Here is a 17,945-nt window from a genome sequence, read left to right as displayed (position 1 = left end):
GGTCAGGAGCGCACGCGCTTGCGCAGCACCTCGATACGCGACTGGAGCTGCGTCACCGTGGCCTGAGCGACCGCGGGGCCGCCGCAGATGCGACGGAGCTCGGCGTGCACCGATCCGTGGGGCTCGCCTGTCTGGCGCGCGTAGAGGCCGACAAGGCTGTTCAGCAGCTGCCGCTGCTCTTTGAGAGTGCGATGCAGGGGCGCGGGGAGCGTCGTCGTCTCGAGCGGATCCGCCGTCGCCTCGCGCGTCTCCCGCAGACGTGACTGGCGCGCCTGGCGCTGCATCAGGAGCTCGTGCACGTGCTCCGGTTCGAGGAGCCCGGGGAATCCGATGAACTCCTCCTCCTCCGGAGTGCCGGGTTCGGCGAGCTGGCCGAACTCTTTGCCGTCGAAGACCACCCTGTCGAAGTGGGCGACCGAGGAGATCGCCTGATAGCTGAACTCCTGCGTCAGCGCATCGGAGGCGTCGTCCTCGCGGTTCGCGCTCTCCAGCAGCGAATCGTCGAGGCCGTCGGCATCCTTGTCCTGGCGATCGAGCGCGTGATCGCGCTGCTTCTCCAGCTCGTTGGCGAGCCCCATGAGCACAGGGACGTTCGGCAGGAAGACGCTCGCGGCCTCGCCCCGCCTGCGGGCTCGCACGAAGCGGCCGATCGCCTGCGCGAAGAACAGCGGTGTGGAGGATGACGTGGCGTACACGCCGACCGCGAGGCGAGGCACGTCCACGCCCTCCGACACCATGCGGACGGCGACCATCCAGCGCTCGTCGGTGGCGGAGAACTTCTCGATCCGCTCGGACGCGGAGGCGTCGTCCGACAGCACGATCGTCGGCTGCCGACCCGTGATGCTGTGGAGGATCTTCGCGTAAGCGCGCGCGACGGTCTGATCCGTCGCGAGCACGAGACCGCCCGCGTCGGGGATGTGGTGCCTGATCTCGGTGAGACGACGATCCGCGGCCGACAGCACCGCGGGCATCCACGAGCCCTCCGGATCGAGAGCGGTGCGCCAGGCCTGGGAGTTGACGTCCTTGGTGTTGTCCTGCCCGAGGTGCGCCTCGAGCTCATCCCCCGCGCTCGTGCGCCAGCGCATCTTGCCCGCGTACATGTGGAACAGCACCGGCCGCACGACGCCATCGGCCAGGGCGCGCCCGTACCCGTAGCTGTAGTCGGTGCTCGAGATGCGGGCTCCGGACTCGTCGGGCAGGTACTCGACGAACGGGATCGGAGCGGTGTCGCTGCGGAACGGAGTACCCGACAGCAGCAGGCGGCGCTTCGCTGGTCCGTAGGCGTCGCGGATCGCGTCGCCCCAGCTCAGCGCGTCGCCGCCGTGGTGCACCTCGTCGAGGATCACCAGGGTCTTCGCGTCTTCGGTCAGATGCCGGTGCACGGAGGACTTCGCGGCCACCTGCGCGTAGGTCACCACGACGCCGTGATAGTGCCGCGCCGGCGCCCAGTGGCTGTTCTTGAAGTGCGGATCGAGCCGGATGTGCACGCGCGCCGCGGCGTCGGCCCACTGTGTCTTGAGATGCTCCGTCGGCGCCACGACGATGATCCGGTTGACCTCGCCGATGCGCATGAGCTCGACCGCGAGGGTGAGGGCGAAGGTCGTCTTGCCTGCGCCCGGCGTCGCGGCGACGAGGAAGTCCCGCTGATCCGCCTGGAAGTACTGCTCCAGCGCCTCCTGCTGCCAGGCCCGCAGCTTGTTCGCGGTACCCCACGGGGCGCGCTGAGGAAAGGACGGGGAAAGCATCCCTTCAACGATAACGCCGCCTCCGACACTCGACGCGCGCCCGCCGTGGCGAGCGATTGCCGGGTAGGCTCGGACACTGCGCCGCCGCGATCAATGGACGGCGCTCGTTCGCGAAGGAGAGCTGGATGACAGACCAGGATTCGACTCGGACCCCCTACGTGGCCAACGAGACCTCGCATCCGTGGCGGCGCTTCGTCGCCGTGGGCGACTCGTTCACCGAAGGCATCGGCGATCCCGATCCCTCGGTGCCCGGGGGCCACCGGGGCTGGGCGGATCGCGTAGCCGCTGTGCTCTCCGAGCAGGTCGACGACTTCGCCTACGCGAACCTCGCCGTGCGCGGGAAGCTCATCGCGCAGATCGTCGAGGACCAGATCGAGCCCGCCGTCGCGCTGCGACCCGATCTCATCTCGATCTGCGCCGGCGGCAACGATGTGATCCGCCCCGGCACCGATCCCGACGCGATCGCGGTGCAGCTGGAGGACGCCGTCACACGTCTGGCGTCGACGGGCGCGGCGATCGTCCTGTTCACGGGCATCGACACCGGCTTCACCCCCGTGTTCCGCCCGTTCCGAGGCAAGGTCGCCATCTACAACGAGAACGTCCGCGCGATCGCCGACCGCCACGACTGCATCGTCGCCGATCAGTGGGCGCTCAAGGTCGTCCAGGACATGCGCTTCTTCGACGACGACCGACTGCACTACAACGCACTGGGTCATCACGAGGTGGCCCGGATGGTGCTCCGTGCGCTGAACGTGCCCAACGACCTCGAGGCCATGCAGCCAGAGCCGCTTCCGGTGCGCACCTGGCGCGAGGCCAGGGCCGAAGATCTCGGCTGGGCGCGCGAGCACCTGGTGCCCTGGGTGCTCCGTCGCCTGCGCCACCAGTCGTCCGGCGACCACGTCGAGGCGAAGCGGCCGGAGCCGGCGCCTGTCCTCCGCCGCGAGGACTAGGGCTTCATCGCCCACAGTGCGACGGCGGCCGCAGCGGCGACGTTGAGCGAATCCACACCGCCCGTCATCGGGATGGTCACGATCGCGTCGGCGCTCGCGAGCGCATCGGCGGAGAGCCCCTCCCCCTCCGAGCCCATCATGAGCGCCACCCTCTCCGGGCGGTTCTTGGCGTAGGCGTCGAGAGACACGGCGTCGTCCCGAAGCGCGAGCGCGGCCAGACGGATGTCCGCTGCCCGCAGGTCGGCGACCGCGGCGTCCCAGTCCGTGATGCGGGTCCACGGCACCTGGAAGACCGTCCCCATGCTGACGCGCACGCTCCGACGGTAGAGCGGGTCCGCGCAGCGCGGCGACACGAGCACGGCATCCGCACCGAGCCCCGCCGCCGCACGGAACGCCGCGCCGATGTTGGTGTGGTCGCCGATCCCCTCGAGGATCAGAACCAGCGAGGCGCCCGCCACGACGTCGGCGACAGAGTGCAGCGGCGGCCTGTGCATGGAGGCCAGAGCTCCACGGTGCACCGCGAACCCCGTCACCGCCTCGGCCACCTCATCCGGGACGACGTAGACCGGGACGTCGTGCTCCGAGAGGAGGGAGCGGATGCCGTCGACCCATCGCCGCTGCACCATCACGGAGCGCGGGCGATGGCCGGCACGTACCGCGCGCTCGATGACCTTCGCGGACTCGGCGATGTACAGGCCGCCCGCCGGCTCGGACACCGCCCGCAGCGCCGTGTCCGTGAGGGCGCGGAAGTCGTCCAGTCGGGGGTCCGCTGCGGAGGTGACGTCGATGAGTTCCATAGACCTCCACTGTGGCACGTGCGACGCCGTCGCCTCCGCCGAGCGTCGTAGACTCGCTCAGGGAGGTTCCGTGACCGCGATGACCGATACCGAGCTGCATGCCCGGATCACTCAGGCAGCCGATCTCCTCCGGGGTCGGAAGGTCGCGCTCCTCACCGGAGCGGGCATCTCCACGGACTCGGGCATCCCCGCGTACCGTGGCGAGGGCGCCCGCACCCGCGCCGATCCCATGACCATCCAGCGCTATCTCGGCGACGAAGCCGCACGCAGACGCTACTGGGTGGGCGGTCATCTCGGCTGGCGGGCTTTCGCGCGGGCCGCGCCGAACGCGGGCCACATCGCCCTCGCCGAACTGGAATCCGGCGGCGTCGTGAGCGGCATCATCACGCAGAACGTCGACGGCCTGCATCTGCGCGCCGGCAGCTCGCACGTGATCGAGGTGCACGGGACGATGCGCCGCGTGACGTGCCTGCACTGCGGCCAGGTCTTCGACCGCCGCGACATCGCCGTGCAGATCGAGGAGAGCAATCCCTGGATCGCCGTGCCGGAGAACGTCCTGCTCGCTCCCGACGGCGACGTCCTCCCGGAGACCACGGAAGGCTTCGTGGTGCCGGTGTGCACGGTGTGCGGCGGGATGCTCAAGCCCGACGTCGTCTTCTTCGGAGAGTTCGTCCCGCAGGACAGGTTCAAGGCGGCCGAATCGCTGCTGCGCGCCAGCTCCGCGATGATCGTCGCCGGCTCCTCCCTCGTCGTGAACTCCGGCGTCCGCCTGGTGGAGCGCGCACGTCGCCGCGGCATCCCTCTCGTCATCGTCAACCACGAGCCCACCCGTGCCGATTCGTGGGCGGACATCACGCTCGCGGCGGGCACGAGCGTCGTGCTCCCCGCCATCCAGGAGCTTCTGCTGTGACCCTCATCACCCTCGTCCGCCACGGTCAGACCGACTGGAACCTGGAGAAGCGCATCCAGGGATCCACCGACATCCCGCTCAACGAGAGCGGACGCGGGGATGCCCGGTGGGCGGCGTCGCAGCTCGGCGCGACCACGCATCACGCGATCTACGCCAGCCCGCTGCTGCGCGCCCGTGAGACCGCGGAGATCATCGCCGCCGAGCTGGCCCTCCCCGCTCCCGCCCTCGTGCCCGACCTCCGCGAGAGGGAGTTCGGCGAGGGCGAGGGGATGCTGGTGCCCGACTACATCGCCTCCTACGGAGACTGGCACGCCGAGGTGCCAGGGGCCGAGACCCTCGACGAGGTCGGGGTCCGCGCTCTGGCGGCCCTGCATCGGATCGCGCGCGAAGCCCGTCGTCGTTCCGCCCCGGTGGCGGAGTCCCTCATCGTGGTCTCGCACGGCGGCGTGATCCGCTCGCTGATCGACCACGTCTCCGGCGGCACCCTGCCCCGGGAAGGAGAGGCGCTCGCGAACGGCTCAATCCACCGCTTCGAGGCATCACCCGGGTCGCTGCGCCTGCTCGAGCAGGCCTACGTCCTCTGAGTCATGGACGTCGACGAGACGACGGAATGGCTCAGCCGCAGCCGGGTCGCCTTCGACGCGGTCGATCCGGACGACGTCCCTCACGAGCAGCTGGAACCGCTTCTGTCCTTCGTCGGCGACGCACGCGTCGTCGCTCTCGGCGAATCGATGCACCGCACGCACGAGTTCCTCGCGTGGCGGAACAAGCTGCTGCGATTCCTCGTCGAACGGGCGGGGTTCACGGCGATCGTTCTGGAGAGCGGCGTCGTCGAAGGGCTCACGGTCGATGACTGGGTGCGCTCCGGCGAAGGGCGCCTGCGCGACGTCCTGAACGACGGCGTCACCTACCACTTCGGCAAGTGCCAGGAGACGCAGGACCTCGTCGTGTGGCTGCGCGAGAAGACGGTCGCCGGTGCGCCGCTGCGCTTCTACGGGATGGACGTGCCCGACTCGGCATCCTCATCGCTTCCGGCTGTGCAGCACGTGGTCACGTTCCTGGACTCCGCGGATCCGCACTACGCCCGGCACGTGCGCGACATCCTGCTGCCCGAGTTCGAGTATCTGCCCGCCGACCGCTCCGGCCTCGCGAGAGCGGCCACCGCCCTGCACGCCTACCTGGGTCTCGCCGAGGAACGGCGCCGCGCGATGACCTCGGCGATCTCGGGCATGACGGAACGGGTCAGAGCTCGGAGGACCGACTACGTGCAGGCGGGAGCCGATGCCGACGTGGTCGACGTCGCCGTGCGGACCGCGGAGCTCGCACGGAGCACCGACGCCTTCCTCGCGGCGATGGCGGAGGGAGCGTCACGCACCTGGGCGCCAGCGAACATCCGCGATTCGGCGATGGCCGACGCGGTCGAGTGGGTCCTGCAGCGGGAGGAGCGCGTGGTCCTGTTCGCGGCGAACGGGCATGTCCGCACGACGCCCTACCTCGCGCCGCCGTTCGTGACCGAGCCTCTCGCGACCGTGGGCACGCATCTCCGCGGACGCCTTGGCGACGACCTGCGCGTCATCGGCACGACGTTCGGCGGCGGTGCGGCGTGGCTGCACCGCCCCGCTCCGACAGACGCCCCCGGGCATTCGACGCCCTTCGTGCAGCAGCTGGATCCGCCGCGCGCGGAGACGCTCGACGCGCTGCTGAGCACGCGCGCGGAAGGGTCGTTCTTCGTCGACCTCGCCGGGGCTCCCGCCTCCGTCGACCTCGTGACGGGCACACACAACGGACCCGAGGTCGAGCTCGCAGACGTCCGCGCGTCCTACGACGGGATCCTGCACGTCGACCGCATCAGCCCGTGGCACACCTGGATCGACGAGCGTGGACTCTGGCGGTGATCAGCCGGCCCGGTCGATCACTGAGCGGGCGTGCCGGAGCACCGGCTCATCGATCATGCGGCCCTGGAAGCGGAACACGCCCCGCTCGCTCTCGGCCGCGGCGATCACCGCATGCGCCCAGTCGACCGTCGCGGCATCGGGACGGTACGCGTCCCTGATGGTGGCGACCTGCGAGGGGTGGATGCACGCGGTGGCGCGGAACCCGGATGCTGCGGCATCCGCTGCCTCTCGAGCGAGGGCCGGCAGGTCGTCGATCGCGATGTGCACGGCGTCGACGGCGGCCTTGCCCTGCGCTCCCGCCTCCAGCAGCACACGGGAGCGGGCATAGCGGGCGATGTCGCGGTAGCCGCCATCGGGCGTCCTGCTGGACGTGCCGCCGAGGGAGGCGACCAGGTCCTCCGCGCCCCACATCATCGCGACCACTCGCGGATGCGCGGCGATGCGATCCGCCGCATGAATCCCTCGGGCGGTCTCGCACAGGGCGATGAGGGAGTAGCGCTCGTCGAAGGCGTGGAGGCGCTCGGGATCCTCCGTCTTGGCGACCATCACGGTGCGGAAGTCCGTCTGAGCGAGGGTGGCGAGGTCGGAGACGAACGCCTCGGTGTCCGGAGCGTTCACCCTGACGATGACGCGGTCGGGGTCGAGGTCGGCGTCGATCAGGTTGCCCCGTGCCATCGCCTTCGCCTCGGGGAGGACCGCGTCCTCCAGATCGAGGATGACGGCGTCCGCCTTCTCCAGTGCACCGCGGAACCGTTCAGGGCGATCGGCGGGGCAGAACAGCAGCGCGGGTCCGAGATCGAAGGTCATCGGTTCTCCTCCTCGGGGCGGCAGCGGACGAGGACCGTCCTGCTCGCGGTCGCGACGACGGCGCCGTCCTGGTTGCGCCCGGTGTGGGAGATCGTGACGATCCCCTGACCGGGGCGGGACGACGACGGTCGCTTCGCGACGATCGTGCTCTCGGTGTACAGCGTGTCCCCCGCGAACAGCGGATGCGGGAACGCGATGTCGCCGAGACCGAGCTGGGCCACCAGGGTCCCCTGCGTGAGCTGGGCGACGGATGCTCCCACCATGGTCGACAGGGTCCACATGGAGTTCATCAGCCGCTGGCCGAACTCCTGGGTCTGCGCGAACGCGGCATCCAGATGCAGCGCCTGCGTGTTCATGGTGAGGGTCGTGAAGAGCACGTTGTCGGCTTCGGTCGCCGTGCGCCCCGGCCGATGCAGATAGCGGGCGTCGACCTCGAACTCCTCGAAGTAGAGACCTCGCTGGATGATGTCCCGTACGGTCACGTCGCCGTCCTCCCGTCGGTCAGTGCGTCTGGCATGCTGTCACGCTACCCGGCGAGACCCAGTGCCCTGGCGATGACGAGCAGCTGCACCTCGGTCGTCCCCTCGCCGATCTCGAGGATCTTCGAGTCGCGGTAGTGCCGTGCCACGGGGAACTCGTTCATGAAGCCGTTGCCGCCGAAGATCTGCGTCGCGTCGCGCGCGTTGTCCATCGCGGCTTCTCCCGCGACGAGCTTGGCGATCGCCGCCTGTTCGGCGAAGGGCTTCCCCGCATCGCGCAGTCGGGCCGCGTGGTGCCACGCGAGACGGGCGGTGTGCACACGTGCGCGCATGCGTGCGAGCGTGAACTGCGCGTTCTGCCGGGTGCTCAGGGCGCTGCCGAAGATCGTGCGGCTCTTCGCGTAGTCGACGGCCGCTTCGAGACACCCCTCCGCGGCACCGGTCGAGAGGGCCGCGATGGCGATGCGTCCCTCATCGAGGATGCTGAGGAAGTTGCGGAACCCGCTCCCCCGCTCGCCGAGCAGGTTGCCCGCGGGCACGCGCACCCCGGAGAAGGTGAGCGGGTGGGTGTCTGAGGCGTTCCAGCCGACCTTGTCGTAGGGCGCTTCGACGGTGAACCCCGGCGTCCCGTTGGGCACGATGATCGTGGAGATCTCCTTGCGCCCGCCCTCGTTCCCGGTGACGGCGGTGACGGTGACGAATCGCGTGATGGGCGTGCCGGAGTTCGTGATGAACTGCTTGGTCCCGTCGATCACCCACTCATCGCCGTCGAGGCGGGCGGTGGTGCGCGTGGCGCCCGCGTCGCTCCCCGCCTCCGGCTCGGTCAGACCGAACCCGGCGAGGGCGCGGCCGGCCAGCAGATCGGGCAGCAGATCACGCTTCTGCTCCTCGGTGCCGAATCGGAACACCGGCATCGCTCCGAGGCTGACGCCGGCTTCCAGGGTGATGGCGATGGACTGATCGACCCGCCCGAGCGCCTCGATCGCGATGCCCAGAGCGAAGTAGTCTCCGCCCTGACCGCCGTGCTCCTCCGGGAACGGCAGGCCGAACAGCCCCAGCTCGCCCATCTGCGCCACGACGTCCATCGGAAGCGTGTGCGTGCGGTCGGCCTCGTAGGACTGCGGCGCGACGACGGTCTCGGCGAACTCCCGGACCATGGCGGCGAGCTCGCGCTCGTCCTCGTTCAGATCTTCACTCATCGGATCTCCTCTGCGGCCCCGTCGTGGGGACTCGTCGTCACGCGGGCGACCGGTTGGTCGCGCCGCACCTGATCGCCCACGGCGACCAGAAGATGCACCGTGCCGTCGTGCGGCGCGAGCACCGGGTGCTCCATCTTCATCGCCTCGATCGACAGCAGCGGCGTGCCGGCGGCGACGTGCTCGCCGTCGGCGACGTGCACCGCCACGACGCTGCCCGGCATGGGGGCGCGGCCTTCGGGCTCTGTGGCGACGGCGGCCCGCTGCGCTGTCGCGAGGCGTCGCCGCATCCGTGCCCGACGATCGAGGGGACGAAGACGCATCGTGCGGCCGCCCTCGGCGACCCAGACCGCGCCGTCGGCATCGAGCGCCGTCGGCAGCTGCGACGGCGTCCCCGATTCGGACTCGACCAGCGCGTCGTCATCCGTGAGGAACGCCACGTCTGCGGCATCCCTCTCCGTGAGGGCGGTCCAGACGGCGCCCGCGTCGGAGACGGTCGGCGAGCTCGCCTGCACGCGGGCTCTCGCGCTGGCGAGCATGCGCGCAGAGGGAGAGGGCACAGGCAGCGGCAGGAGGGTCTCGATGAGCCCGGTGTCGAGATCGCCGGCGATGACCCTCTCGTTTCGGCACAGCGTCCGGAGGAAGTCGATGTTGGTGTCGACGCCGAGCACGACCGTCCGGCTCAGCGCCTCATCCAGCCGGCGCAGCGCCGTGACCCTGTCGGCAGCGAGGGCGATGACCTTCGCGATCATCGGATCGTAGAATCCGGTGACCTCGCTTCCGGTCTCGATCGCGGCGTCGACCCGCACACCCTGCGGCGGATCGAAGAGCAGCACCCGTCCGGTGGACGGCAGGAAGCCCCGCTCCGGAGATTCCGCATAGATCCGGGCCTCGACCGCGTGCCCGTGGACACGGGGCGCCGGGTCGAGTCGTCCCCCGGCCGCGACGCGGAGCTGCAGCGCGACGAGATCGAGTCCGGTGACCTCCTCGGTCACGGGATGCTCGACCTGGAGACGCGTGTTCATCTCGATGAAGAAGACCTCATCGGGCTCATCCGCGTCGATGAGGAACTCGACCGTTCCGGCGCCGACGTAGGAGACGCTCTCCGCGGCCCGCACTGCCGCGGCGAGCAGCCTCTCGCGGGTCTCGGCGGGCATGCCTGCGGACGGCGCCTCCTCGATCACCTTCTGATGCCGGCGCTGCAGCGTGCACTCCCGCTCGCCGAGCGCCAGCACGGTGCCGTGCTCGTCGCCGAACACCTGCACCTCGATGTGCCGAGGGCGGCGGATCAAGCGTTCGAGGACGAGCGAGTCGTCTCCGAACGCGGACGCGGCGACCCTGCGCGCGGATGCGAGGGCCGCGGTGAGCGCGGAGGCGTCGGCGACGACCTCCATGCCCTTCCCTCCCCCGCCCGCGCTGGGCTTGACGAGGAGCGGGAACCCGATCCGCTCCGCCTCCTCGGCGATCTCGATGTCGGAGAGACCCGTGGCGTCGAAGCCGGGGACGACGGGCACGCCGTATCGCGTCACGTGCTCACGCGCCCTGGCCTTGTCTCCCATGATCTGCAGCGCCTCGACCGAGGGGCCGATGAAGGTGATGCCGCTCTCTGCACAGGCTTCGGCGAGACCGACGCTCTCGGAGAGGAATCCGTAACCAGGGTGTATCGCCTGGGCTCCCGCCGTCCGTGCGGCCGCGATGACGGCGTCGATGTCGAGGTACGACTCCGCGGCGGGTGCAGGGCCGACCCGCACGGCCGCGTCGGCCTCGCGGACGTGCGGCGACTGCTCGTCCGCATCGCTGTAGACCGCGACACTGCGGATGCCGAGCTCGCGCAGGGTGCGGATGACGCGGCGTGCGATCTCGCCGCGGTTGGCGACGAGGACGGTGCGGAAGAGGTGGTCGCTCATGAGTCTCACATCCGGAAGACGCCGAAGCGCGGTTCGGGCAGCGGGCTGCGTGACACGACGTCCAGGGCGAGGCCGAGGAGGTCGCGGGTGTTCTCGGGATCGATGATGCCGTCGTCCCACAGGCGGGCCGTGGCGTAGTACGGCTCGCCCTGCTGTTCGTACTGGTCGCGGATCGGCGCCTCGAACCCGGAGCGCTCCTCCTGGCTCCACGACTCCCCCCGAGCGGTCAGCTGATCCTCCTTGACGGTCGCGAGCACGGACGCGGCCTGTGCTCCGCCCATCACGGAGATCCGGCTCGCCGGCCACGTCCACAGGAAGCGCGGCGAGTAGGCACGCCCGCACATCGAGTAGTTGCCCGCACCGAAGGACCCGCCGATGATGACGGTGAGCTTCGGCACCCGGGTGCTCGCGACAGCGGTGACCATCTTGGCTCCGTCCTTCGCGATGCCCCCGGCTTCGGCATCCGACCCCACCATGAAGCCGGAGATGTTCTGCAGGAAGAGCAGAGGGATGCCGCGCTGGTCGCACAGCTCGATGAAGTGCGCGCCCTTGAGGGCGGACTCGCTGAAGAGCACGCCGTTGTTCGCGATGATGCCGACGGGATGACCGTGCAGTCGGGCGAACCCGGTGACGAGCGTGGTTCCGTACTCGGACTTGAACTCCCGGAAGGTGTCCGCGTCGATGAGGCGGTCGATCACCGCGTGCACGTCGTAGGCGGCGTTCACGTCGACGGGGACGACCTCGTACAGGGAGGACGTCTCCGCCGGATCACGACTCGGCACGATCTCCCAGGCCGGAGCGTGCGGGGCAGGCAGGGTGGAGACGATGTCGCGAAGGATCTCCAGCGCATGCTCGTCGTCTTCGGCGAGGTGGTCGACGACGCCGCTGCGCCGAGCGTGCAGCTCTCCTCCGCCCAGCTCCTCGGCGCTGACGACCTCGCCGATCGCGGCCTTCACCAGCGGCGGACCGCCGAGGAAGATCGTGCCCTGTCCGCGGACGATCACCGTCTCGTCGCTCATCGCGGGGACATAGGCTCCGCCCGCCGTGCACGAGCCGAGCACGGCCGCCAGCTGCGGGATCCCGGCGGCCGACATGCGCGCCTGGTTGAAGAAGATGCGACCGAAGTGGTCGCGGTCGGGGAACACCTCGTCCTGCTTGGGGAGGAATGCGCCTCCGGAGTCGACGAGGTAGAGACAGGGCAGCCTGTTCTCGAGAGCGATCTCCTGCGCGCGCAGATGCTTCTTCACGGTCAGCGGGTAGTAGGTGCCGCCCTTGACGGTGGCATCGTTGCAGACGACCATCACGTGACGCCCGTGCACGAGTCCGATGCCGGCGATCACCCCGGCTCCCGGCGCCTCTCCCCCATAGAGACCGTCTGCCGCGAGGGGCGCGACCTCGATGAATGGGCTCCCTTCGTCGAGCAGCCGCGCGACACGGTCTCGCGGCAGGAGCTTTCCGCGCGAGAGATGACGCGCACGCGACGCCTCCGGGCCGCCGAGCGCCGCGGCGGCGAGCCGCTCGCGCAGCTCCTCGGCCAGGGACTCCTGGGTCATCTGCATCGTGACGTCCTCCTCGACCCACGCGAGCGTGCGACACACGGTGGCGCGCCGCACGCATTCTCGGTTAGTGTTCACTAACCCGATGATTCAGGTTAGCGAGGATTAACTGAGATGACAAGCCCGCTCACCGCCCGAGACCGTGCCAAGGCCGAGCGCTCCGATGCCATCCTCCGCGAGGCGGCGCAGCTGTTCGCCGCACGCGGCTACAACGGCGTGAGCCTCGAGGACATCGGGGCGGCCGTCGGCGTGTCGGGGCCGGCCGTCTACCGGCACTTCGCCGGAAAGCAGGCGCTGCTTGGAGCCGTCCTCGTGAAGGTCAGCCAGGACCTCGTCTCCGGCGGCACCCGGGTCTCCGAGGAGCTCGACGACAGCGAGGCACGGATGCGAGCGCTGATCGGCTTCCACGTCGAGTTCGCCCTGGGGAACGCCGAGGTCATCCGCGTGCAGGATCGAGATGTCGCTCATCTCGCCGAGTCCGACCACGCCGACGTGCGTCGACTGCAGCGCTCGTACATCGAACTGTGGATGGAGGCGTTGCGTCCCCTCGTCGACACGTCGTCCGATGAGCTCCGCTTGCGCGTGCAGGCATGCTTCGGTCTGATCAACTCGACGCCGCACTCCACCCGCTCTGCGGCGAGAGGCCACTCCGCCACCGCGTCCGTCCTGGCCGCGATGGCGGAGGCCGCTCTCCGCGCGACTACCTGAGCAGCATCGCCCGCCCCGGTTCCTCGAGGATGTCTGCGACGTCCTTGAGGAACCGCGCTCCCTCCGCGCCGTCGACGAGGCGGTGATCGAACGACAGGCTCAGCGTCATCATCTGGCGCAGCGCGATCTCGCCGCGGTACTCCCACGGCTGACGGCGCACGGCGCCGACGGCGAGGATGCCTGACTGACCAGGGGGAAGGATCGGCGTTCCGGCATCCACTCCGAACACGCCGATGTTCGAGATCGAGAAGGTCCCGCCGGCGAGCTCGGCCGGGGACGTCTTCCCCGAACGGGCGGTCTCCGCGAGAGCTTTCAGCGCGTCGGCGAGCTCGGTCAGCGTCAGGCGCTCCGCGTCCCTGATGTTCGGGACGATGAGGCCCCGCTCGGTCGCGGCGGCTATGCCGAGATCGACGTAGTTGCGCTGCACGATCTCGCCCGCGGCCTGGTCCCACCGCGAGTTGAGCCCTCGGTTCCGCCCGAGCGCCAGGCAGACGGCCTTCGCGATCACGGCCAGGGGGCCGATCCTGTGCGCGGCCAGGGAACGGTCCTCCCGCAGCGACGCGAGAAGATCCATCGTCGCGGTGACGTCGACGGTGTGGAACACCGTGACGTGCGGAGCCGTGAACGCGCTCTCGACCATCGCCGCCGCCGTGTGCTTGCGCACGCCGCGGATGGGGATCCGGAGTTCGCGGTCATCGTCAGCCAGGGCCGCAGCGGTGAGCGGAGTCGACACGGTCGTCTCCGCCTCCTCCGCGCGGATGCCGGCGCGCTGCGCGAACTCGTCGATGTCATCGCGGGTGATGACGCGATCGCCCACGACGGCGGACACCAGGACGAGGTCGACGCCGAGCCTCTTGGCGTAGGCGCGCACGGGCGGTGTCGACCGAGGACGCTCGATCACGGTCTCGACACTCACGCTGGGCCGCGCGTCGTGCGGTGCGGCCTCCAGCACGGCGGTGTCCGCGGTCGTCGACGGGCTTCCGACCCGACGTGCACGCCGAGCGGGACGTCCTGAGCGAGCCGGTGCTGCGCCGTAGCCGACGAGGTTCGGCTGCGCCATCTCCTCGGCATCCGATGCCCCCGCGGGAGGCGCCTCCTCCGTGCCTGCGACATCGAAGGCGATCAGCGGTGCGCCGACGGCGACGGTCTCCCCCGCCTCCGCGTGCAGCGTCGAGACGATGCCCTCGTACGGCGACGGCAGCTCGACGATGGCCTTGGCGGTCTCGACCTCGGCGAGGTTCTGATTCAACGCCACGCTGTCGCCAGGCGCGACGAGCCACTGGACCACCTCTGCCTCGGTGAGCCCTTCTCCCAGGTCGGGCAGGCGGAACTCGGCGATCATGCGTCGGCCCCCGTCAGGCTGTGCGGGCGGTCGAGCACACGATCGACCGCGTCGAGAAGGCGATCGAGATCGGGCAGGTGGTACTTCTCCAGCTTCGCGGGCGGATAGGGCACATCGTGACCCGTCACGCGCAACGGCGCGGATTCGAGGTACTCGAAGCAGCGTTCCGTGATGCTCGCGATCACCTCGGCGGCGACCCCCGCCTCGCGAGAGGCCTCGTGCGCGACGACGACGCGACCCGTCTTGCGGACGGATGCCGCGACCGAGTCGTAGTCGACGGGCGACAGGGAGCGCAGATCGATGACCTCCAGGGAGATCCCTTCGTCCTCCGCGGCCTCCGCCGCCTGCAGTGCCGTCGTCACCATGGCGCCGTAGGTGATGAGCGTGGCATCGGTCCCCTCACGCACGACGCGGGCAAGCCCCATCGGCGGCGCATCGGCGAGCGGCGCCTCGAGATCGACCTCGCCCTTGTGGTGGTAGAGCCGCTTGGGCTCGAAGAAGATCACGGGATCGTCGCTGGCGATCGCCTGTCGAAGGCTGCGGTAGGCGTCCTCGGGGTTCGAGACGGCGACCACGCGGAGACCCGCGGTGTGCACGAAGTACGCCTCGGGCGATTCCGAGTGGTGTTCTGCCGCTCCGATGCCGCCGGCCCAGGGGATGCGGATCGTGATCGGCATCTTCACCCTGCCCTGCGTGCGGTAGTGCAGCTTCGCGACCTGAGCCACGATCTGGTCGAACGCCGGGTACACGAAGCCGTCGAACTGGATCTCGACGACCGGTCGATAGCCGCGGAACGCGAGGCCGACCGCGGCACCGACGATCCCCGACTCCGCGAGAGGAGTGTCGATGACCCGCTTCGCGCCGAACTCGTCGAGGAGCCCGTCCGTGATCCGGAAGACGCCGCCCAGCTTGCCGATGTCCTCTCCGAGGAGGACGACGCGATCGTCGTCGCGCATCGCCTGCCGGAGACCCGCGCCGAGGGCCTTGCCCAGGGTGAGCTCGGTCATGATCACACCTCGCCGTCGAACGACGCGAGGTACGCGGCGTACTCGTCGCGCTGGCGATCGAGTCCCGTGTGCGGCTCGGCGTACACGCCGTCGAACACCGCGAGCGGAGGACGCGTGACCATGCCGAGGCACGCGGCGCGCATCTCCTTGGCCACGGCATCCGCCGCAGCCTGGGTCTCTGCCACATGCACGTCGCTCAGCTCTCCGCGCGCTCGCAGATGGGCTTCGAGACGGGAGATCGGGTCACGGCGGCGCCACGATTCGAGCTCGGCCTCGTCGCGGTAGCGCGTCGGGTCGTCGGCCGTGGTGTGCGGGCCCATCCGATACGTGACCGCCTCGATGTAGGCCGGCCCCTTGCCCGAGCGCGCGTGCTCCAGCGCCCAGCGCATGGCGGCCATGCAGGCGAGGACGTCGTTGCCGTCGACGCGGAGGCTCGGGATGCCGAAGCCCGGTGCGCGACCGGCGATCGGGAACTGCGACTGCACGGCGACAGGCTCCGAGATGGCCCAGTGGTTGTTCTGGCAGACGAAGACCACGGGAGCGCGGTACGAAGCGGCGAAGATCATCGCCTCGTTCACATCCCCCTGACTGGTCGCACCGTCGCCGAAGTAGGTCACGGCGACCTCGTCCGCCTCGTCGTGCTGGATCCCGAGCGCATAGCCGACGGCGTGCAGGGTCTGCGCGCCGATGATGATCTGCAGCGGCGCCACCCGCAGCGCCGCCGGGTCGTGACCGGCTCCCTCTTCGCCGCGCCACATGCGGACGTAGTCTCCCGGCTGGGCTCCTCGCGCGTAGATCACGCCGGTCTCGCGGTAGCTCGGGAACACGTAATCCTGCGGCGCGAGCGCGCGAGCCGTGCCGATCTGGGTCGCCTCCTGCCCGTTGCAGGGCGCCCAGAGACCGAGCTGGCCCTGGCGCTGCAGCGCGACGCCCTCGGCGTCGATGCGACGGAGGACGACCATGTCGCGGTGCAGGGCGCGCAGCTGCTCGGCATCCACATCGGCCACATAGGGGTCGAGCTGGGCGTTCGTGATGCGCGTGCCGTCGGGGCCGAGGATGCGCTCGGAGAGCTCGAGATCCTGCGCTGCGTCCGCGATGGGCGTGAGTTGCGGTGACATCATCGTCCTCCTCTGTCGTGGCTGCCCTCGTGGGGCTCTGCACGTCGGTCATCGGCAGCTCCGCCGATGACCTGAGCGTACGTCTGTTCAACACGACGCTCAAGCAATTGCGAGGCTGTTGAGCATGTTGCTAAATCCGGGTCGATACGAGACTGCTACTCTTTGGCACTATGCCTGGACTTGACCGCATCGATCTGGAACTCCTCGCCGCCCTCGCCGACGACCCGCGCATCACGATCGTCGCGCTCGCCGAGAATCTCGGCCTCTCGCGCAACACCATCCAGGCGCGCATGGCGCGGCTGGAGCAGACCGGGGTGTTCCTCTCGTACGAGCGGTCCTTCTCCCCCGATGTCCTCGGCTTCCCCCTGCAGGCGTTCGTGAGCATCGGCGTCAGACAGACCGAGCTGCCGCGCATCATCAACGAGCTCGCGCGCATCCCCGAGGTCGTGCAGGCCCACGGCCTGAGCGGCTCGATCGATCTGCTGGCCAGGGTGGCCTGCCGCGACGCGCGTCACCTGTTCGACACGGACGCGCGCATCCTCTCGATCGACGGCGTCGAGCGGACGGAGACGTCACTCGCCATGGGCGAGGTCATCCCCTTCCGGGTGGCAGGGCTCATCGGCCTCGCGCGACGGGAATCCTGAGGAAGCGACGGATCGCGCCGGCCGCCTCGGCCGGCGTCTCGTAGTGGATGAGATGCCCGACATGGGCGATCTCAACCAGTTCCGCATCGTCGAACAGCGTCGCGAGCACGCGCTCCGCCTCGATCGGCGTGATGTCGTCGCGGTCGGCCGCGATCAGCAGCGTCGGCACGTGGATCTTCGGGGCGAACTCCCGTACGTCATGCGAGACGCTCGCGACGAACGCGTCGCGCAGCACGTCACGATCTGCGAACCGTGAGAAGTACGTGTCGTGCTGGTCGTGGATGAACCTGCGGAGCTCCGGATCCTGCGTCTTCGCCATCGTGACGCTCATGATGCGGACGATCGCACGGTTCCGCAACAGAGCCGTGCCCAGCGTCTCCGGCAAGCGCGCACCCATCGCGTAGTAGAAGACGGCGAGCCGGGTCATCAGCCCCTTGGGCCCCTCGAGGGCGGGGGCGCCGATCGGATTGATCAGGATCAGCCGGGGCGTCTCGAGGCCGGACGCGATCGCGGCCGACACCACGATCGATCCGAACGAGTGCCCGAGGATGACGGCACCCGGCGCGACCGCGGCAGCGAACTCGACGAGCCAGGACGCGTACTCGTCGAGGTCGTACGTGCGCCCGGGCACCGGTGCGCTCTCGCCGAAGCCGGGGAGGTCGGGGGCGATGATCCGCGCCTCCGGGAGGAAGGCGAGCACCGGCTCCAGGCCGTGGTGATCTCCGCGGAAGCCGTGCACGGCGATGACGGTCGTCTCGGCGTCGGCCGCTCCGTACTCCCAGTACGCGGTGACGCCGTCGCGGACCTCGACCTCGTGACGCTCCACCGGAAGGCGGCGGAGTCGTTCGGCGTAGGGCGAGGATGCGGTCATGATCCGAGTCTAC

17 protein-coding genes are annotated in these 17,945 nt (G+C 69.7%); 6 read left to right on the top strand and 11 right to left on the bottom strand.

The window, feature by feature from the left end:
* Positions 1-2 precede the first annotated feature (2 nt).
* Positions 3-1,745, bottom strand: coding sequence for a DEAD/DEAH box helicase (locus tag CQ047_RS10660; protein WP_105675019.1), 1,743 nt, complete (start codon positions 1,743-1,745; stop codon positions 3-5).
* A gap of 125 nt (positions 1,746-1,870) precedes the next feature.
* Here CQ047_RS10660 and CQ047_RS10655 point away from each other — a divergent pair, with 125 nt between their 5' ends.
* Complete coding sequence (locus CQ047_RS10655; RefSeq protein ID WP_105675017.1) at positions 1,871-2,695, top strand: SGNH/GDSL hydrolase family protein; 825 nt, start codon at positions 1,871-1,873, stop codon at positions 2,693-2,695.
* Here the strand turns inward: CQ047_RS10655 and CQ047_RS10650 are convergent.
* Positions 2,692-3,492 (bottom strand): RNA methyltransferase, encoded by an 801-nt coding sequence (locus tag CQ047_RS10650; protein ID WP_105675015.1) that lies wholly within the window; start codon positions 3,490-3,492, stop codon positions 2,692-2,694. The two genes, CQ047_RS10655 and CQ047_RS10650, sit on opposite strands and share 4 nt — an antisense overlap.
* 79 nt (positions 3,493-3,571) lie before the next feature.
* Between CQ047_RS10650 and CQ047_RS10645 the strand changes: the two genes are divergently transcribed.
* The 3 genes from CQ047_RS10645 to CQ047_RS10635 are packed head-to-tail and all read left to right on the top strand — an operon-like array spanning position 3,572 to position 6,297.
* On the top strand, positions 3,572-4,402 hold the full coding sequence (locus tag CQ047_RS10645; RefSeq protein WP_105675069.1) for a Sir2 family NAD-dependent protein deacetylase: 831 nt from the start codon (positions 3,572-3,574) through the stop codon (positions 4,400-4,402).
* On the top strand, positions 4,399-4,986 hold the full coding sequence (locus tag CQ047_RS10640; RefSeq protein WP_105675013.1) for a histidine phosphatase family protein: 588 nt from the start codon (positions 4,399-4,401) through the stop codon (positions 4,984-4,986). Before CQ047_RS10645 ends, CQ047_RS10640 begins: the two co-directional genes overlap by 4 nt.
* A gap of 3 nt (positions 4,987-4,989) precedes the next feature.
* Complete coding sequence (locus CQ047_RS10635) at positions 4,990-6,297, top strand: erythromycin esterase family protein (RefSeq protein WP_105675011.1); 1,308 nt, start codon at positions 4,990-4,992, stop codon at positions 6,295-6,297.
* Here the strand turns inward: CQ047_RS10635 and CQ047_RS10630 are convergent, their stop codons facing one another.
* Genes CQ047_RS10630 through CQ047_RS10610 form a run of 5 tightly spaced genes read right to left on the bottom strand, consistent with a single transcriptional unit; the run spans position 6,298 to position 12,245 of the window.
* A complete protein-coding gene (locus tag CQ047_RS10630) occupies positions 6,298-7,104 on the bottom strand; it encodes a CoA ester lyase (protein ID WP_105675009.1) in 807 nt (268 codons plus the stop codon). It lies immediately after the preceding gene.
* A complete protein-coding gene (locus CQ047_RS10625) occupies positions 7,101-7,586 on the bottom strand; it encodes a MaoC family dehydratase (protein WP_105675007.1) in 486 nt (161 codons plus the stop codon). The genes CQ047_RS10630 and CQ047_RS10625 overlap by 4 nt, the downstream gene beginning before the upstream one ends.
* Before the next feature lie 44 nt (positions 7,587-7,630).
* Positions 7,631-8,782 (bottom strand): acyl-CoA dehydrogenase family protein, encoded by a 1,152-nt coding sequence (locus CQ047_RS10620; protein ID WP_105675005.1) that lies wholly within the window; start codon positions 8,780-8,782, stop codon positions 7,631-7,633.
* Positions 8,779-10,686 (bottom strand): biotin carboxylase N-terminal domain-containing protein, encoded by a 1,908-nt coding sequence (locus tag CQ047_RS10615; protein WP_105675003.1) that lies wholly within the window; start codon positions 10,684-10,686, stop codon positions 8,779-8,781. Before CQ047_RS10615 ends, CQ047_RS10620 begins: the two co-directional genes overlap by 4 nt.
* A 5-nt stretch (positions 10,687-10,691) precedes the next feature.
* The gene (locus CQ047_RS10610) at positions 10,692-12,245 is read right to left on the bottom strand and encodes a carboxyl transferase domain-containing protein (protein WP_308737045.1); all 1,554 of its coding nucleotides are present in this window, start codon (positions 12,243-12,245) and stop codon (positions 10,692-10,694) included.
* Positions 12,246-12,356: 111 nt separating this feature from the next.
* On the opposite strand from CQ047_RS10610, the gene CQ047_RS10605 reads away from it, so the two are divergent.
* Complete coding sequence (locus tag CQ047_RS10605; protein ID WP_105674999.1) at positions 12,357-12,950, top strand: TetR/AcrR family transcriptional regulator; 594 nt, start codon at positions 12,357-12,359, stop codon at positions 12,948-12,950.
* Here the strand turns inward: CQ047_RS10605 and CQ047_RS10600 are convergent.
* The 3 genes from CQ047_RS10600 to pdhA are packed head-to-tail and all read right to left on the bottom strand — an operon-like array spanning position 12,943 to position 16,417.
* Positions 12,943-14,292 carry a dihydrolipoamide acetyltransferase family protein gene (locus CQ047_RS10600; protein WP_105674997.1) on the bottom strand — a complete coding sequence of 450 codons (1,350 nt, stop codon included), beginning with the start codon at positions 14,290-14,292 and terminating at the stop codon, positions 12,943-12,945. The two genes, CQ047_RS10605 and CQ047_RS10600, sit on opposite strands and share 8 nt — an antisense overlap.
* A complete protein-coding gene (locus CQ047_RS10595) occupies positions 14,289-15,299 on the bottom strand; it encodes an alpha-ketoacid dehydrogenase subunit beta (RefSeq protein WP_105674995.1) in 1,011 nt (336 codons plus the stop codon). The genes CQ047_RS10600 and CQ047_RS10595 overlap by 4 nt, the downstream gene beginning before the upstream one ends.
* Positions 15,300-15,301: 2 nt before the next feature.
* Positions 15,302-16,417: a pyruvate dehydrogenase (acetyl-transferring) E1 component subunit alpha gene (pdhA, locus tag CQ047_RS10590; protein ID WP_105675067.1), complete on the bottom strand. Its 1,116-nt coding sequence runs from the start codon at positions 16,415-16,417 to the stop codon at positions 15,302-15,304.
* A 170-nt stretch (positions 16,418-16,587) separates the two neighbouring features.
* On the opposite strand from pdhA, the gene CQ047_RS10585 reads away from it, so the two are divergent.
* Positions 16,588-17,061, top strand: coding sequence for an Lrp/AsnC family transcriptional regulator (locus CQ047_RS10585; RefSeq protein WP_105674993.1), 474 nt, complete (start codon positions 16,588-16,590; stop codon positions 17,059-17,061).
* Here the strand turns inward: CQ047_RS10585 and CQ047_RS10580 are convergent.
* Positions 17,033-17,932, bottom strand: coding sequence for an alpha/beta fold hydrolase (locus tag CQ047_RS10580; RefSeq protein WP_105674991.1), 900 nt, complete (start codon positions 17,930-17,932; stop codon positions 17,033-17,035). The genes CQ047_RS10585 and CQ047_RS10580 overlap by 29 nt on opposite strands.
* Positions 17,933-17,945 lie beyond the last annotated feature (13 nt).

The organism is Microbacterium sp. MYb72 (genome assembly GCF_002979415.1).
In the GTDB taxonomy this organism is placed as follows: domain Bacteria; phylum Actinomycetota; class Actinomycetes; order Actinomycetales; family Microbacteriaceae; genus Microbacterium; species Microbacterium natoriense.
Note: the sequence above shows the minus strand (reverse complement) of the source record. Positions and strands in the feature narration are given on the sequence as shown.

Bases quoted from the DNA above. Each gene is read 5' to 3' on its own strand.
- CQ047_RS10600 (WP_105674997.1), bottom strand. From the start codon at position 14,292: ATGATCGCCGAGTTCCGCCTGCCCGACCTGGGAGAAGGGCTCACCGAG.
- pdhA (WP_105675067.1), bottom strand. From the start codon at position 16,417: ATGTCACCGCAACTCACGCCCATCGCGGACGCAGCGCAGGATCTCGAG.
- CQ047_RS10615 (WP_105675003.1), bottom strand. From the start codon at position 10,686: ATGAGCGACCACCTCTTCCGCACCGTCCTCGTCGCCAACCGCGGCGAG.
- CQ047_RS10610 (WP_308737045.1), bottom strand. From the start codon at position 12,245: ATGCAGATGACCCAGGAGTCCCTGGCCGAGGAGCTGCGCGAGCGGCTC.
- CQ047_RS10580 (WP_105674991.1), bottom strand. From the start codon at position 17,932: ATGACCGCATCCTCGCCCTACGCCGAACGACTCCGCCGCCTTCCGGTG.
- CQ047_RS10645 (WP_105675069.1), top strand. From the start codon at position 3,572: ATGACCGATACCGAGCTGCATGCCCGGATCACTCAGGCAGCCGATCTC.
- CQ047_RS10585 (WP_105674993.1), top strand. From the start codon at position 16,588: ATGCCTGGACTTGACCGCATCGATCTGGAACTCCTCGCCGCCCTCGCC.
- CQ047_RS10595 (WP_105674995.1), bottom strand. From the start codon at position 15,299: ATGACCGAGCTCACCCTGGGCAAGGCCCTCGGCGCGGGTCTCCGGCAG.
- CQ047_RS10635 (WP_105675011.1), top strand. From the start codon at position 4,990: ATGGACGTCGACGAGACGACGGAATGGCTCAGCCGCAGCCGGGTCGCC.
- CQ047_RS10655 (WP_105675017.1), top strand. From the start codon at position 1,871: ATGACAGACCAGGATTCGACTCGGACCCCCTACGTGGCCAACGAGACC.
- CQ047_RS10620 (WP_105675005.1), bottom strand. From the start codon at position 8,782: ATGAGTGAAGATCTGAACGAGGACGAGCGCGAGCTCGCCGCCATGGTC.
- CQ047_RS10630 (WP_105675009.1), bottom strand. From the start codon at position 7,104: ATGACCTTCGATCTCGGACCCGCGCTGCTGTTCTGCCCCGCCGATCGC.
- CQ047_RS10650 (WP_105675015.1), bottom strand. From the start codon at position 3,492: ATGGAACTCATCGACGTCACCTCCGCAGCGGACCCCCGACTGGACGAC.
- CQ047_RS10605 (WP_105674999.1), top strand. From the start codon at position 12,357: ATGACAAGCCCGCTCACCGCCCGAGACCGTGCCAAGGCCGAGCGCTCC.
- CQ047_RS10660 (WP_105675019.1), bottom strand. From the start codon at position 1,745: ATGCTTTCCCCGTCCTTTCCTCAGCGCGCCCCGTGGGGTACCGCGAAC.